Annotated in this window: 13 protein-coding genes; 5 read left to right on the plus strand and 8 right to left on the minus strand. The window is 69.5% G+C overall.

Annotation, left to right across the window (positions count from 1 at the left end; genetic code table 11):
• Positions 1-47: 47 nt before the first annotated feature.
• The 3 genes from FBZ83_RS08650 to FBZ83_RS08660 all read right to left on the minus strand — a co-directional run bounded on the left by FBZ83_RS08650 (position 48) and on the right by FBZ83_RS08660 (position 5001).
• The gene (locus tag FBZ83_RS08650; protein WP_145682055.1) at positions 48-1088 is read right to left on the minus strand and encodes a polysaccharide deacetylase family protein; all 1041 of its coding nucleotides are present in this window, start codon (positions 1086-1088) and stop codon (positions 48-50) included.
• Positions 1089-1122: 34 nt separating this feature from the next.
• Entirely contained in the window at positions 1123-2004 is an 882-nt protein-coding gene (locus FBZ83_RS08655; protein ID WP_145674114.1) for a glycosyltransferase, read from the minus strand.
• An 843-nt stretch (positions 2005-2847) separates the two neighbouring features.
• Complete coding sequence (locus FBZ83_RS08660; RefSeq protein ID WP_145682056.1) at positions 2848-5001, minus strand: carbohydrate-binding domain-containing protein; 2154 nt, start codon at positions 4999-5001, stop codon at positions 2848-2850.
• Between the two features lie 432 nt (positions 5002-5433).
• On the opposite strand from FBZ83_RS08660, the gene FBZ83_RS31385 reads away from it, so the two are divergent.
• Positions 5434-5580: a hypothetical protein gene (locus FBZ83_RS31385; protein ID WP_014242013.1), complete on the plus strand. Its 147-nt coding sequence runs from the start codon at positions 5434-5436 to the stop codon at positions 5578-5580.
• A gap of 24 nt (positions 5581-5604) precedes the next feature.
• Here the strand turns inward: FBZ83_RS31385 and FBZ83_RS08665 are convergent, their stop codons facing one another.
• Entirely contained in the window at positions 5605-6066 is a 462-nt protein-coding gene (locus FBZ83_RS08665) for an Lrp/AsnC ligand binding domain-containing protein (RefSeq protein WP_145682057.1), read from the minus strand.
• A gap of 167 nt (positions 6067-6233) precedes the next feature.
• On the opposite strand from FBZ83_RS08665, the gene proC reads away from it, so the two are divergent.
• Both proC and putA read left to right on the plus strand, forming a co-directional pair.
• Positions 6234-7103, plus strand: a complete 870-nt coding sequence (proC, locus tag FBZ83_RS08670; protein ID WP_348982502.1) for a pyrroline-5-carboxylate reductase — start codon at positions 6234-6236, stop codon at positions 7101-7103.
• Positions 7104-7185: 82 nt separating this feature from the next.
• Positions 7186-10902 carry a trifunctional transcriptional regulator/proline dehydrogenase/L-glutamate gamma-semialdehyde dehydrogenase gene (putA, locus tag FBZ83_RS08675; protein WP_145682058.1) on the plus strand — a complete coding sequence of 1239 codons (3717 nt, stop codon included), beginning with the start codon at positions 7186-7188 and terminating at the stop codon, positions 10900-10902.
• Between the two features lie 52 nt (positions 10903-10954).
• On the opposite strand, the gene FBZ83_RS08680 is transcribed toward putA, so the two are convergent.
• The gene (locus FBZ83_RS08680) at positions 10955-11143 is read right to left on the minus strand and encodes a hypothetical protein (protein WP_145682059.1); all 189 of its coding nucleotides are present in this window, start codon (positions 11141-11143) and stop codon (positions 10955-10957) included.
• Positions 11144-11355: 212 nt separating this feature from the next.
• On the opposite strand from FBZ83_RS08680, the gene FBZ83_RS08685 reads away from it, so the two are divergent.
• The gene (locus FBZ83_RS08685; protein ID WP_145682060.1) at positions 11356-12396 is read left to right on the plus strand and encodes an MBL fold metallo-hydrolase; all 1041 of its coding nucleotides are present in this window, start codon (positions 11356-11358) and stop codon (positions 12394-12396) included.
• A 16-nt stretch (positions 12397-12412) separates the two neighbouring features.
• Here the strand turns inward: FBZ83_RS08685 and FBZ83_RS08690 are convergent, their stop codons facing one another.
• On the minus strand, positions 12413-13120 hold the full coding sequence (locus tag FBZ83_RS08690; protein WP_145682061.1) for an extensin-like domain-containing protein: 708 nt from the start codon (positions 13118-13120) through the stop codon (positions 12413-12415).
• Positions 13121-13337: 217 nt separating this feature from the next.
• Here FBZ83_RS08690 and FBZ83_RS08695 point away from each other — a divergent pair, with 217 nt between their 5' ends.
• Entirely contained in the window at positions 13338-13646 is a 309-nt protein-coding gene (locus tag FBZ83_RS08695) for a hypothetical protein (RefSeq protein ID WP_145682062.1), read from the plus strand.
• Positions 13647-13660: 14 nt separating this feature from the next.
• Here FBZ83_RS08695 and FBZ83_RS08700 read toward each other — a convergent pair whose 3' ends face one another.
• A complete protein-coding gene (locus FBZ83_RS08700; protein ID WP_145682063.1) occupies positions 13661-14092 on the minus strand; it encodes a hypothetical protein in 432 nt (143 codons plus the stop codon).
• A gap of 140 nt (positions 14093-14232) precedes the next feature.
• On the minus strand, positions 14233-14568 hold the full coding sequence (locus tag FBZ83_RS08705) for a hypothetical protein (protein WP_114859641.1): 336 nt from the start codon (positions 14566-14568) through the stop codon (positions 14233-14235).
• Positions 14569-14607: the final 39 nt, after the last annotated feature.

Consider the following 14607-nt stretch of genomic DNA (forward strand, 5'->3'; position numbering starts at 1 on the left):
CTCCCTCCCCTGCGGTGGGGGAGGGAGCCATTGATAGGCCTGACCGCCTAACCGGCCAAGGCGCGCTTGATGTTGCCGGCGCCGCCGCGCAGCAGGCGCTTGACCAGCTGCTGTTTCGCGGCGGCCGGGCCGTTCTCGAAGCAGATGCGCTGGATGCGCCGCTGCGGACCGCCGCGGCGCGGCCAGGAGGTGCCGAAGGTGAGGTCGACGCCCTCGCCGTACAGCTCCCCGAACAACGAGTCGTGCAGCCCTTCGTCCGAATAGGGGAAGGCGAAGGAGCCGCAGCCGGGGCCGAACAGCGCCCGGATGCCGGCCACGCTGCCCGTCACCTCCTCCTTGCGCTGCTCCGGCGTCAGCAGGCGGTGGTTGGGGTGGTCGAAACCGTGGGCGCCGATCGACACGCCCTCCGCCATCAGGTCCGTGATCTCGTCGCGGGTCAGGTAGGGCTTCTGCGTCGCCAGGAATCCGGCGGTGTCGAACTCCAGGACGGTGGCGATCTCGTCCAGCACGGCGCGCTTGTGCCAGCTCACCGTCATGACGCCTGCGGCCGGATCGGCGGCGACGGCGCCCGCCCGCGCCAGGATGGCGGCGCAGACCGCGCGGCGGGGATCGGCCTCGGCCAGCCGACTCAGCCGCTCCGCCAGAAGGCTGGCCTTGTGCCGGTAGAAGAGCGTCCCGTTGTCGAGGAAGTTGAGGTTGAGATACAGCGCCGGCCGGATGCCCTTGCGGCGCAGGATGGGCATCGCGACCTCCGCCACCTCGCGCATGCCGTCGTCGAAGGTGACCAGCAGCGACGGGCGGCGGATCTCCGGCCCACCCATGGCCGATCCGGTGACCGTGGGCAGGTCCGTCGGCTCGAAGTGCTTCAGGAGGAAATCAAGGTCCTCCGTGAACTCCTTGGGCGTGCGGGGGCGGTAGATGTGCTTCAGATGGTCCGGCACCGTGTCGCAGACGGCGTGGTAGACGACGGCCAGCACCGGGCTGCCGTAGGCGTGATGGCAGGCGGTCCCCAGCGGGTTGCGCAGCGCGTCCATCCACCGGAGCCGCCGGCCCAGCCCGCCACCGGAAATCACGTCGGCAACGCTCATTCATGTCCTCCCGCAGAGGGTCAGAGGGCGAGGGTCAGAGGGCGTCCGCCCCATCGGGGGCGAGGCGCTTGGGCTGCATCATGGCGGTGTGGATCTGGGCCATGGCCTGCGCCTCGGTCGGCGTGCGGACCAGGCGGTACAGCATCCTCTTCAGGCCCGGCGGTGTCAGCCGGAAGCCGATCTGAAGCGAGGCCGTCGCCAGGAATTCCGAGTTGGTCAGGAAACCCGACCGCCAGCACCAGACCCGGAAAGCCCATTCGTTGACGGCGTAGCGCAACCCGCCGCGGCGCACGCGCTGGGCCATGCTGGTGCGGAAAAGGAGAAGCGCCTCCTGCACCGTCTCCATCCGCGCCCCGGCCTGGAGCAGGCGGACATAGAGGTCGTAGTCCTCCAGATTGCCGAAGCAGGAGCGGTAGCCGCCGATGGCCGTCAGCGCCCGCCGCCGCACCATCATGGTGGGGTGCGACAGCACGCAGTGCCACTTCATGCCCTGGCTGATCTCCTCGTGCGTCTCCGGGCTGCGCTTCACGCAGGTGATGGCGCCGGGGTCCTGTTCGAACTCCGCGTGCCAGGAGAAGGACGCGTCCAGCGACCCCTGCTCGGCGAAGGCGCGCGCCTGCGTCTCGAAGCGGTGGGGCAGGCAGATGTCGTCGCTGTCCATGCGGGCCACCAGATAGCCCGTGCAATATTGCAGGCCGTCGTTCAGCGCACGGGCCAAGCCCCCCTGGTTGCGCCGCCGCACCACCACAAGCCGGCAGGCGTTGGACGCCTGATAGCGGGCGATGACCTTTTCCTGCTCCTCTCCGATCCGTCCGTCGACCACCAGCACGCATTCGCGCGGGAGGAGCGTCTGGGTATAGACGCTCTCCAGCGCGGCCTGAAGGTTGTCCGCCTTCTCGCCGGCGTAGGTGGCCATAAGCACGCTGATCGATTGAGTGTCCCGACCGTCCCTCGGTCCGCTCACGTGATTCATACCTGGTCTCCACCCCTCTTGTCGTGGCGACGCGGACGGCATGCGGCGGTCCGGCCACCGGGCGCCGCCCCGCGAAGGGCAACACCCGGTGGCCATGACCACGGACACCGCGGCCTGGGAATGGAGGCGTGTGCGTGCCGCCCTGTGCCCCGCTTTCGCGGCACGCGCGCGCTAGCGGTTTCGGCGTTCCTTCCCGGTGACCGTCGGTCCGGCGCCTTTGCGGCGCCCGCCGTCCTGTCCTTGTCGTCGTTTCCAGTGCCGTTGTTGCCCTGTCTCGTCCCTTTCCTCGTCGGTTCTGTGGGGGTCTCCCTCCGGTCCGCATCCCGGATTAGGACACCCCTGGCCGTCGTATCAGCCGGTGCCGATGCACGCATAGGCACGGAATAGGTCTGTGGACGCTATCAAAGGGCGGATGGCGGGTAAACCTACATAAAGTGCAAGCTAAATATCCCCTTCGCAGCGTCCCAAAGGGAAAGCCGTCTGCCACTTTGGTGGACTTGGGAGAAAGTGGGGGATGCCGCGCGTCTATTGAAGAAATAACGGCTGAGCGCCATGAACCGTCAGGAAGCGCGGATGAATTCCTGCGTCCATCATTCTGCAGTCCGGCGGCTTATTGTGCAATGCACAAGAAGATCGGGGCTGTGGAAGGCATGCGGAGGGTCTTCCCAGCCGGTCTTTTCGGTTTTGTGACGAGCCCGATGGGCAATGAGCAACCGGCGGAAACGCCAACGCCCGGCCACAAGGGGCCGGGCGCGGACGTTGCCGAAGGGGCTAAACCCCCGATCGTCAGATGATCGGGTTGGCCTTGGAGACCGAGGAGATGGTGTTGTTGGTCACCGTCTGCTTGATGCTGTCGGCGATGTTGATCGCCGCGCGGCCGTTGTTGTTGTAGAAGGTGTTGTCGTACAGGCTCAGCGTGATCGACCCGCTGCCCTTCAGGTGCTCCAGGATGCCACCGTTGTTGTTGTAGATCTCGTTGCCGTAGATCTTGTAGGTGACGTTGGTGGTCTGGTTCTGGCCGAGGGAGATGCCGACGTTCGAGTTGCCGTAGATCGTGTTGTTGTAGATCTCGGTGCTCGACTTGGCGAGGATGCCGGCGCCGCGCGGGTTCGAGTAGATCACGTTGTCGTGGATCTTCAGCGTGCTGTTGGCCTGGCTGTGGTCGTGGTACAGGCCGTGCGACCGGCCGTCGCCGCCGCCGCTGCCGTTGTTGAAGATCGTGTTGCCTGCGATCTCGCCGCTCAGGATGCGGCCGTTCCAGCCCGAATACACCGCGTCGGTGCGCCAGCCGTTGTCGCTGATGATGTTGTTGGTGAAGTACTGGTTGGCGTTGTCGGCGGAGTAGTGGACGAGACCATAGCCGCCGTTGCCGTCGATCGTGGAGTGATCGATGCGCAGGTTGTTGGAGGTCCCGCTGATCACCACGCCCGAACCGCGGTTGTCGATGATCTGGGAGTTGGTGACCTTCACGTTGTTGGCGCCGCCGTTGAGCAGCAGGCCGGTGTCGTTCGAACCCGTCATCGTCAGGTTGTCGAACGTGACGTTGTCCTTGTTGTTCAGGCTGACCGCGAAGCTGGCCCCGCTCTTGGCCTTGATGATCGGATCGGCGCCGGTGCCGTAGGCGCCGTAGATGATCGGCTTGTCGGCGGTGCCGGAGGTCGAGACCAGCAGGCTGTCCGTCCAGGTCTCGCCACGCTCGAACAGGACCAGCGAGCCGGCGGCGAAGGTGGTCGCGTTCACCTTGGCCAGCGACTTCCAGGCCTGGTTCGGGTTGTTGCCCGAGTTGCTGTCGTTGCCGTGCGTGGCGTCGATGTAGAAGACCTGCGAGGCCGGGGTCGCCGGGTAATCCGACGTGCCGCCGCTCGGGTTCGACGGGGCGGGCGGGGCCGTCGGCGTGGTCGGAGTCGTGGGGGTGGTCGGCGTGGTCGGCGTCGTGGAGGAGGGGAAGTACTCCTTGGGGGCGGCGACGACCAGCGTGCCGTTCCACCACATGCCGGACTGGCCCTTGACCACGTCCTTGCCGTCCAGCGCGCCCTTGTCGTAGGTCACCGAGGCGTCGGTCGGGTTGACCGCGTTGCCGTTGATGGTGATCTTGTTGACGATCAGGTTGCGGTCCTGGCCGTTCACGAAGCCGTCGTTGTCGTACTGGATCTGGACCTTGTGGGCCTGACCGGGCGCGATGTCGGCGGTGAAGCTGTAGTCCTTGGCGGTGGTGCCGGCGGAACCCTCGCCGATGACCTTGCCGTCCACCATCACCTTGAAGTGCGGGGAGACGCCGCCCGCCACGTTGCCGGCGGCGTTGACGACGATCTTCGTGCCGCCCGTCACCGCCTCGGCGGTGGCGGCGGGGAAGTATTCCTTGGGGGCGGCGACGACCAGCGTGCCGTTCCACCACATGCCGGACTGGCCCTTGACCACGTCCTTGCCGTCCAGCGCGCCCTTGTCGTAGGTGACCGACGGGTCGGTCGCGTCGAGCGCGTGGCCGTTGATGGTGATCTTGTTGACGATCAGGTTGCGGTCCTGACCGTTCGCCACGCCGTCGTTGTCGTACTGGATCTGGATCTTGTGAGCCTGATCCGCCGGGACGTTGGCGTTGAAGGTGAAGTCCTTGGCGTCGGTGCCGGCGGAGCCTTCGCCGATGACCTTGCCGTCCACCATCACCTTGAAGTGCGGGGCGATGCCGCCCGCGACATGGCCGGCCGCGTTGATGACGATCTTCGTGGCGTGGTCGGCGGTCGCGACGGCGTCGGCCAGGGCCAGCGGCTGCGCGGTCTGCAGGGCCTGCGCCTGGAGGAGGGAGGCCGGCGTCGCGAAGGTATCGGCGGTGGACACGGCGGTCTCGCTGATGGTCAGATGCGCCGTGTCGGCGCCGAGATCACCGGCGTAGTTGGTGTGGTCGGTCAGATCCTGGTGGTGAAGGTCGATGCCCAGATCGTCCATGGTCTGCACTCTCTTGCTTGCTTGTGGGACGCCACCGCGTTGGGTGGCCAGCGGGGCCGGCACGCGGTCGGTGCGTCCCCTTCCTTTCGGTTAGCGCTCTAGCCTTTTGGCTTACCCCTTAAGACTAGCGGCTTCGCTGTGGCCTTAAATGGGACGATTTTAGGATAATAAATCTCAAATACGTTGTATTTGGGCCACAGTGAGACCTATCCGCACTGGTGGCGCGCCGGTTCGGCGCTGCAACCGGCGGGAAAAGCGCTCTCGCCACCCGTCGCGGCGGCGGGACTGAACGGAGCGGTGCGCAGCCAGGGATGGCGCGGCGTTGGACAAAAAGGAGGGCGCTTCCGGAATCAGGCCATCCATTGACCCGGGTCAATCCGCCGGAGCCGGTCCGGGCTTAGCCTCCCTGCATGCATTGCAAGGAGAGGTGACATGGAGACGATGGTCTTTCTGGTGCTGGCGCTTCTGCTGACCGGCTTCCTGACCGCGCTGTCGGTGCTGGGCATGGCCACGCTGCACGCCACGGTGCGGGTCATTCTTCCGGCGCGCCGTCCGGTGGCTCCCGTGCGGGTGTCGTGACCGGGCGCTCTATATAAATAGGAGTCAGAGGGGGAGGGGGCCGTCGTTCTTGACCTCCTCCATCACCGCGTAGGTGCGCGTCTCCCGGACGCCGGGCAGCGACAGCAGCACATCCCCGAGGAACCGCCGGTAGGCCGTCATGTCGGCCACCCGCGTCTTCACCAGATAGTCGAACCCGCCGGCCACCATGTGGCATTCCAGAACCTCCGGCGCGTGGCGGATGGCCTGGGCGAAGCGGTCGAACACGTCGGGCGTCGTCTTGTCGAGCAGCACCTCGACGAACACCATCAGCCCGAAGCCCAGCCGGTGCGGATCGAGCCGCGCCGCGAACCCCGTGACATAGCCATCCTTCAGCAAGCGCCGCATCCGCTCGCCGGCGGTCGTGGCCGACAGGCCGACCCGCTCCGCCAACTCCACGGCGGAAATCCGCCCGTCGGTCTGCAGGATCGCCAGGATGCGCCGGTCGGTCCGGTCGAGATCCGTCATTTTCACGCCTCATGCCGCCTTTGGCCGTTGATATCGCGCTTCTGAGGCAAAAACAACCGTGGAGGCACGGCGATCTCCGCGATAGTCTGCGGATGCCGCAGTAGAACAAGCAAAACATAGCGGACGCTGCGGTTTGCAAAGACGAATTGGATCGGGTGAGAGACACCGTGACCATCGACATTGGCCCCAACGCTGTGGATGGCGCCGGATCGGCGCCGGGCGGCGGGACGATCCTTCTGCTGGGTGCCGGACGCATGGGCGGCGCCATGCTGCGCGGCTGGCTGGCGCAGGGCGTGCCAGCTTCCGCCATTGCGGTCGCCGACCCCAGCCCCGCGCCGGATCTGGTCGAACTGGCCGCACGGACCGGGGTCCGTTTGAATCCGGTGGATGGCGCCCCCGTCGATACCCTGGTGGTCGCGGTCAAGCCGCAGATGGTCGAGAGCGCCGCGGCGGGCGTTCAGGCGGCGCTGGCGCCGCGCACGCTGGTGCTGTCGATCATGGCGGGCAAGACGCTGGCCGATCTGCGCCGCCTGTTCCCGGCGGCGGGCAGCGTGGTGCGGGCGATGCCGAACCTGCCGGCGGCGGTCGGGCGCGGCGCCACCGTCGCGGTCGCCGAGGCGGGCTGTCCGGCCGATCGAAAGGCGCGCGCCGAGTCCCTGCTGACCGCGGTCGGGAGCCTGGAATGGCTGGCCGACGAGGCGCTGGTCGACGCCGCCACGGCGCTGTCCGGCTCCGGCCCCGCCTATGTCTTCTATCTCGTGGAATGCCTGACCCGCGCCGGGGTGGAGGTGGGGCTGCCCGCCGACGTGTCGGAACGGCTGGCCCGCGCCACGGTCGAGGGGGCGGGGGCGCTGATGGGCGCCACCGGCCAGCCGGCGGCCGAGCTGCGGGCCGGCGTGACCTCCCCCGGCGGGACCACGGCGGCCGGCCTTTCCAAGCTGATGGCCGATGACCACCTCCAGAGTCTGTTGAACGCGACCCTGCGCGCGGCGGCCCAGCGCGCCGCCGAACTGGGCGGAACCGGCCCGAAAGCCTGACCCAGAAGCCTGAGAAGCACACCCCTTTTCACCATCAGGGACCGGCTCGCCCCCGGCCTGCGGATTCGAGCGGACGACACCGATGAACAGCATGACCAACCCGATTGACATCCGGACCGCCGCCCCCGGCGGCGCGGCGCCCTTCGCGGACTTCGCCCCGCCGATCCGTCCGGCGACCGAGCTGCGCGCCGCGATCACCGCCGCCTACCGCCGGCCCGAGCCGGACTGCCTGCCCTTCCTGTTCGAGCAGGCGTCGCTGCCGCCCGGCGTCGTCACCGCGGCCGCGGCCACCGCCCGCAAGCTGATCACCGCCCTGCGCGCCAAGCCGCGGGGCCGCGGCGTCGAGGGGCTGATCCACGAATACAGCCTGTCCAGCCAGGAAGGCATGGCGCTGATGTGTCTGGCGGAGGCGCTGCTGCGCATCCCCGACCACGCCACGCGCGACGCGCTGATCCGCGACAAGATCGCCGGGGGCGACTGGCAGGCCCATCTCGGCAAGGGCGGCTCGATGTTCGTCAACGCCGCCACCTGGGGCCTGCTGATCACCGGCAAGCTGACCTCGGCGGGCGGCGAGCCGGCGCTGTCCTCCGCCCTGACGCGGCTGATCGCGCGCGGCGGCGAGCCGCTGATCCGCCGCGGCGTCGATTTCGCCATGCGCATGATGGGCGAGCAGTTCGTCACCGGCCAGACCATCCAGGAGGCGCTGACCAACGCCCGGCCGATGGAGGCCGAGGGCTTCCGCTATTCCTACGACATGCTGGGCGAGGCGGCGCTGACGGCGGAGGACGCCGCGCGCTACTACGCCGACTACGTGAACGCCATCCACGCCATCGGCACGGCGTCGGCGGGGCGCGGCGTCTATGAGGGGCCGGGCATCTCCATCAAGCTGTCGGCGATCCACCCGCGCTATTCCCGCGCCCAGGCCGACCGGGTGATGGACGAGCTGCTGCCGCGCGTGAAGGCGCTGGCGCTGCTCGCCAAGGGCTACGACATCGGCCTGAACATCGACGCCGAGGAGGCCGACCGGCTGGAGCTGTCGCTCGATCTCATGGAATCGCTGTGCTTCGACCCGGATCTGGCGGGCTGGAACGGCATCGGCTTCGTCGTCCAGGCCTACGGCAAGCGCTGCCCCTACGTCATCGACTTCCTGATCGATCTGGCGCGGCGCAGCGGCCACCGGCTGATGATCCGTCTGGTCAAGGGCGCCTATTGGGACAGCGAGATCAAGCGCGCCCAGCTCGACGGGCTGCCCGACTTCCCGGTCTACACGCGCAAGGTCTACACCGACGTCTCCTACGTCGCCTGCGCGCGCAAGCTGCTGGCCGCCCCGGAGGCAGTGTTCCCGCAGTTCGCCACCCACAACGCCCAGACACTCGCCACCATCTACGAGATGGCCGGCAGCGACTTCCAGGTCGGCAAATACGAGTTCCAGTGCCTGCACGGCATGGGCGAGCCGCTCTACAAGGAGGTCGTCGGTCCGCTGAAGCGGCCCTGCCGCATCTACGCGCCGGTCGGCACGCACGAGACGCTGCTGGCCTATCTGGTCCGCCGCCTGCTGGAGAACGGGGCCAACAGCTCCTTCGTCAACCGCATCGCCGACCCGGCGGTCCCGGTGGACGAGCTGGTCGCCGACCCGGTGGCGGTCGCCAAGTCCATCGCCCCGGTGGGCGCGCCGCACGCGCTGATCGCCCTGCCGCGCAACCTCTACGCGCCGGAGCGGGCGAATTCCGCCGGCATCGACCTGTCCGACGAGACGGAGCTGGCCCGCCTGTCCGCCGCCCTGTCGGCCAGCGCCGCGATGACCTGGACCGCGGCACCGCTGCTGGCGGACGGCGAGCGGGCGGGGACGGCGCAGCCGGTGCGCAACCCGGCCGACCGCCGCGATGTGGTCGGCTCGGTGACCGAGGCGAGCGAGGCCCTGGTGGCGGAGGCCTTCGGCCACGCCGTCGCGGCGGCGTCCGCCTGGGCCGCCACCCCGCCGGAGGAGCGCGCCGCCAGCCTGTTCCGCGCCGCCGACGCCATGCAGGAGCGGATGCCGACCCTGCTCGGCCTGATCGTCCGCGAGGCCGGCAAGTCGCTGCCCAACGCCATCGCCGAGGTGCGGGAGGCCATCGACTTCCTGCGCTATTACGGGGCGCAGGCGCGCGACCGTTTCGACAACGCCACCCACCGCCCGCTGGGGCCGGTGGTCTGCATCAGCCCGTGGAACTTCCCGCTGGCCATCTTCTCCGGCCAGATCGCCGCGGCGCTGGCCGCCGGCAACCCGGTGCTGGCGAAGCCGGCCGAGGAAACCCCGCTGATCGCCGCCGAGGCCGTGCGCATCCTGCACGCGGCGGGCATCCCCGCCGGGGCGCTCCAGCTTCTGCCCGGTGCTGGGGAGGTCGGTGCGGCCCTGGTCGGGCATGAGGCGGTGCGCGGCGTGATGTTCACCGGCTCCACCGAGGTGGCGCGGCTGATCCAGCGCCAGCTCGCCGGGCGCCTGCTGCCGGACGGCGCGCCGATCCCGCTGATCGCCGAGACCGGCGGCCAGAACGCCATGATCGTGGACAGCTCCGCCCTGGCCGAGCAGGTGGTCGGCGACGTGATCGCGTCCGCCTTCGACAGCGCCGGTCAGCGCTGCTCCGCCCTGCGCATCCTCTGCCTGCAGGAGGACGTGGCCGACCGCACGCTCGCCATGCTGAAGGGCGCCATGCGGGAGCTGCGCATCGGCAACCCGGACCGGCTGGCGGTCGATGTCGGCCCGGTCATCAGCGAGGAGGCTCGCGCCACCATCGCCGCCCACATCGAGGCGATGCGCGCCAAGGGCCGCAATGTGGAGTTCCTGCCGCTGCCCGCGGACACGGCGGATGGCACCTTCGTCGCCCCGACGGTGATCGAGATCGCCGGCATCCATGAGCTTGAGCGGGAGGTCTTCGGCCCCGTCCTGCACGTCGTCCGCTTCCACCGCGACGATCTGGACGCGCTGGTCGACTCCATCAACGCCACCGGCTACGGCCTGACCTTCGGCCTGCACACCCGCATCGACGCGACCATCGAGCGGGTGACCGGGCGGATCGGCGCGGGCAACGTCTACGTCAACCGCAACACCATCGGCGCGGTGGTCGGGGTGCAGCCCTTCGGCGGCCACGGCCTGTCGGGCACCGGCCCCAAGGCGGGCGGTCCGCTCTACCTCTCCCGCCTGCTCAGCCGTCGTCCCAAGGGCTGGCTGGAGTTCCGCGGGCCGGACGCCGCGCGCGCGGCCGGGCTGGCCTACGGCGAGTGGCTGCGCGCCAAGGGCTTCACGGCGGAGGCGTCGCGCTGCGCCGGCTATGTGGCGCGCAGCGCCATCGGCGGCGCCGCGGAGCTGAACGGTCCGGTGGGCGAGCGCAACCTCTATGAGTTGCACGGGCGGGGCCGCGTCCTGCTGCTGCCGCAGACGCGGACGGGTCTGCTGCTCCAGCTCGGCGCGGTCCTGGCGACGGGCAACAGCGCCGCGGTGGACGCTCCGCCGGACTTGGCCGAGCTGCTGCGCGGTCTGCCCCCGGCGCTGGCCGCCAAGGTGCGGACCACGGCCGATTGGCGCGACGTGGGGCCGCTCGCCGCGGTTCTGGTGGAGGGCGACCGCGAGCGTGTGACCGCCGTCAACCGGCGCGTCGCGGAGCTGCCCGGCCCGATCCTCCTGGTGCAGGCGGCGACGGCCGAGGCGCTGGCGGCGGGGCGGGGCGAGGGCTACGACCTTGACCTGCTGCTCAACGAGCGGTCGGTCAGCGTCAACACCGCGGCGGCCGGCGGCAACGCCAGCCTCGTCGCGATGAGCTGACCCGGGAGCTGACGGCTTCGGACGTGAGGTTGCGGTTCGGGCGGTGCGCCGCCTATCCCGCAATCTCCCGTTCGACCACCAGCTCATCGCCGTCGATCCGCAGGAAGGACCCGACCTCCAGATCGCCACGTGCGATGGCGTCGTTGATGAGGATCTGCGCCTCCGCGAGTGTGATCGTCCGGTCTTCGAAGAAAACCGACCCGTCGGCGTGGCGGATGATCCGGAACGTTGCGGTGGTCATCCGGGTATTCTCCTTTGGCAATGCCCTTTCGATAACCGGCGCGCGGCTCATTCGTCGCGCCGGCATCGATTCTCGCGCGGGTCCGCAGCCATCGGACGGGACAGCGGGTGTGTCAATGACCGGAATGTTCTATCTGCGGATAGTTGACCGGGCGCGAACCAAAGGGTAGCCAAGAGGAGCGGAGGCTCCGCAGCGCGAGGAGGATCATCAGGGTGAAAGACGACGCCGAACTCATCCGCCATCCGTTTTCCGAAGCTCCGGACAATGGGACGGTCCGGGAGGTGGCGCCGGGTGTGCTGTGGCTGCGCCTGCCGCTGCCCTACGCGCTGGACCACGTCAACCTCTACCTGTTCGAGGAGGGGGACGGCTGGGCGCTGTTCGACACCGGGCTGGGCGACGACGTCAGCCGCGACTGCTGGGACCGCCTGCTGCGCGGTCCGCTGGGCGGCAAGCCGATCGTCCGGCTGGTGGTCAGCCACTTCCACCCCGACCATGTCGGTCTGGCCGGCTGGCTGCACGAGCGTTTCGCCCCGCCCCTGCACATGACGCAGAGCGAGTATTTCTACGCCAAGCTTCTGCAGCAAGGCCGCGATCCCCAGACGCTGGAGGCGCAGGAGACGTTCTACCAGACCGGCGGCCTGTCGCCCGACGAGATCCAGCAGATGCTCGGCCGCGGCCTCAGCTACCTGAACCGCACGACCGGGCTGGCCCCCAGCTTCGAGCGGATGATCCCCGGCCAGACCCTGCGGCTGGGCGGGCGCGACTGGCGCATCCTGACCGGCGGCGGCCACTCGCCGGAGCAGGCAATGCTCTATTGCGCCGCCGACCGGCTGTTCCTGGCCGCCGATCAGGTGATCGCACGCATCTCCCCCAACGTCAGCGTCTCGGCGATGCAGCCCAAGGCCGATCCGCTGGGGCTTTACCTGTCGTCGCTGGCCGCGATCCGCGAGGAGGTGGCGGCGGACTCGCTCGTCCTGTCCGGTCACCGGCTGCCCTTCTACGGGCTGGACCACCGCACCCGCGCGCTGGAGGCCCACCACGCCGACCGCTGCGCACAGATCGCCGAGGCCTGCCGCGCCAAGCCGCTGAGCTGCAAGGAGCTGGTGCCGGTGCTGTTCCGCCGGGCGCTGGATTCCCACCAGCTCAGCTTCGCCTTCGGCGAGGCGCTGGCCCACATCAACCATATGGTCGGGCGCGGCGAGCTGCGCACAGAGACGCGCGCCGACGGGGTGCTGGCCTACCACAGCGCCTGATCCCGGCGGCGCAGGCTCAGCGGCAGACGCGGTAGGCCCCCATGTCGAGGTGGAAGTGGTCGCGGTGGGCCTCGTTGTAGTCGGGGCCCAGCACCGCGCGGAAAACCTCGCAGGCGCCGTCGCGCACCTCGCGCAGGAAGGCACCCTTAGGGCCGTCGGCCGGACTCCAGTCGCCGGGCAGGGCGATGGTGGTGCCGTCGGCCAGCGTGAAACCGGCGATGTCGAGGGCGTTGGCGGTTGCGTGCTCGCTGCGGCGCCCCTCCGCCCGGCCGTAGACGTTGCGGCAGGCGTAGCTTCCCAGATGGCGCACGCGAGTCACGCGCTGGCCGAAATGGCGCTGCGCCGCGGGCTGGAGCGTGTGCGTCTCGAACAGCATCCAGGCGGCGGCGAGCGGGCAGGTGACCGTGAAGCCGCTGTTGAAGGCCACCGCCGAGCGGCTGACCTGCACCGCGTCGGCCAGGCCGCAGCCCGGTCCGCTCTGCCGGTCGGTCACCGGACGGAAGCGCAGGCCCGCGGCGCCCAGGACGGCGTGGCACTGCCGGGGCGCGCCGTCCAGCCGGGACAGCTTGAGGCGGGTCAGCAGGTTCGGCACGTCCCCGATGTCCAGCGGCGCCCAGGGGTCGTAGCGGGGCGGAACCGTCACCGCGCCCGTTCCCACCAGCCCCGCCCCGCCCATGGCGGCCAGAAGCAGCACAGCCGACGTCCAGCGCAAGAACCGTCCCATGCGTTTGCCCAATCTCCCCGTTGCGGCACCGTCGGCGGAACAGCGGGAACGCCCGCGCGGCTTCCCCGGATCGTATTCCCCCTAATTGCTTATGAACCGGTGGTGGGGGCGGACTGTTGTCCAAGCGGCGGTTCATCCGTTCGTGCAATTGGACGGAGCGTGACTTCCATGCCACAGTTCCAGCGTTGCCCTTCGTCACGCGGTGAGGGAGAGTCCGATGTCCGATGCACATGATGAAGTCCTGGCCATGCAGGGCCGGACCGAACGCGCGAATTCCACGATCCCGCTCACCGCTTCCTCCGCGCTGGCCTCCGCCGCCGCGCTGTTCCGGAAGATCGAAACGCCCCCGCCTCCGTCCCCACCCGCCGAGGAATGGATCGTCGGTGACGCCGGGGCCTTCGGCATCGGCGCCTACGGTCGCCTGCCCGCCGCAGCCCCTGCGGCGTCGGTGGCGCCGGACCTGCTGGCGCGGCGGGAACTGGCGGCACGGCTCGATGGCGGGATGGCCGAAGACACCGCCGGCTGAGGCGCGATCGTCGCTCAGCCGTCCTTGCGGTACAGGTCGACCAGCGCCGTGAGGACGGCGGGGTCGTCGTAACGGCCGAGGAACAGGTCGCCGATGGCCCGGCGCAGCAGGATGCTGATGCGGGCGCGGGCGCGGCCATGGACGGCGCCCTCCAGCCGGCGGCAGCGGTTGCACAGCAGGCGAACCCGCTCGACCGCCGAGCGGGTGATGCGCAGCGCTTCGACGCTGACCAGGATGTCGGTGGTGGCGGCGTACTCGGTGGCTTCCGGCCAGGGCACGCGGCGCCCGCGACCGTCGCGCCACGTCTCATCCGCCCCGTCGTACCAACGACCGTCGGGCAGGCAGCGCACGACGACTCCATCGGGCCGCCCGCAGCAACGGCAGCGCAGGTTTCCCGAGGTCTCCCCCACACGCACCGGATCGAGATAGGGCGCACGGATCTGCATCCGGCCCCCCGAGCGTGTCGGCCTGCCCCGCATCGGCTGTCCCATTCCCTGGCTTTGAACGCCCCACCCCGGGGGCGGTCCCCGGCGGGACGGGGACCATGACACGGAACGGCCGGTTCCGCGCGTGACTTCTGCGCGGGTCAGGCCGCGAAGGGCATCAGCAGCAGCGTGATGGAGGCCAGCGTGAAGGCGGCCATGGAGCGGCGCCCCACGGCGACGGCGGCCTCGTCCTGCCCGCTCTCCTCCAGGCGCAGCGCCAGGAAGCCCTGGGCCATGCCCGACGCGAAGGTGATGATGTGGATGATCGCGAGGCCGGGCAGCGCGTCCAGCCCCAGCAGCAGGGTGACCGCGCCCAGCACCATGCCGTTGAAGGCGGCCTGCCGCAGGATCGGTTCCCAATGCTCGCGGGCGACGAAGGTTTCGACCATGTCCAGCGGATGGCCGTTCCGCTCGTCCGGATCGGTGTACAGGCTCATGGCTGGGCTCCACAGGTTCGGTGGGGCTCCGCCCGACAG

This window comes from Azospirillum brasilense (genome assembly GCF_007827815.1).
In the GTDB taxonomy this organism is placed as follows: Bacteria; Pseudomonadota; Alphaproteobacteria; order Azospirillales; family Azospirillaceae; genus Azospirillum; species Azospirillum brasilense_C.

What these genes read in the sequence shown, in the direction of transcription:
- FBZ83_RS08650 (WP_145682055.1), bottom strand. Translation starts at nt 1,088, where the DNA reads ATGAGCGTTGCCGACGTGATTTCCGGTGGCGGGCTGGGCCGGCGGCTC.
- FBZ83_RS08655 (WP_145674114.1), bottom strand. Translation starts at nt 2,004, where the DNA reads ATGGCCACCTACGCCGGCGAGAAGGCGGACAACCTTCAGGCCGCGCTG.
- FBZ83_RS08660 (WP_145682056.1), bottom strand. Translation starts at nt 5,001, where the DNA reads ATGGACGATCTGGGCATCGACCTTCACCACCAGGATCTGACCGACCAC.
- FBZ83_RS31385 (WP_014242013.1), top strand. Translation starts at nt 5,434, where the DNA reads ATGGAGACGATGGTCTTTCTGGTGCTGGCGCTTCTGCTGACCGGCTTC.
- FBZ83_RS08665 (WP_145682057.1), bottom strand. Translation starts at nt 6,066, where the DNA reads ATGACGGATCTCGACCGGACCGACCGGCGCATCCTGGCGATCCTGCAG.
- putA (WP_145682058.1), top strand. Translation starts at nt 7,186, where the DNA reads ATGAACAGCATGACCAACCCGATTGACATCCGGACCGCCGCCCCCGGC.
- FBZ83_RS08680 (WP_145682059.1), bottom strand. Translation starts at nt 11,143, where the DNA reads ATGACCACCGCAACGTTCCGGATCATCCGCCACGCCGACGGGTCGGTT.
- FBZ83_RS08690 (WP_145682061.1), bottom strand. Translation starts at nt 13,120, where the DNA reads ATGGGACGGTTCTTGCGCTGGACGTCGGCTGTGCTGCTTCTGGCCGCC.
- FBZ83_RS08695 (WP_145682062.1), top strand. Translation starts at nt 13,338, where the DNA reads ATGTCCGATGCACATGATGAAGTCCTGGCCATGCAGGGCCGGACCGAA.
- FBZ83_RS08700 (WP_145682063.1), bottom strand. Translation starts at nt 14,092, where the DNA reads ATGCAGATCCGTGCGCCCTATCTCGATCCGGTGCGTGTGGGGGAGACC.
- FBZ83_RS08705 (WP_114859641.1), bottom strand. Translation starts at nt 14,568, where the DNA reads ATGAGCCTGTACACCGATCCGGACGAGCGGAACGGCCATCCGCTGGAC.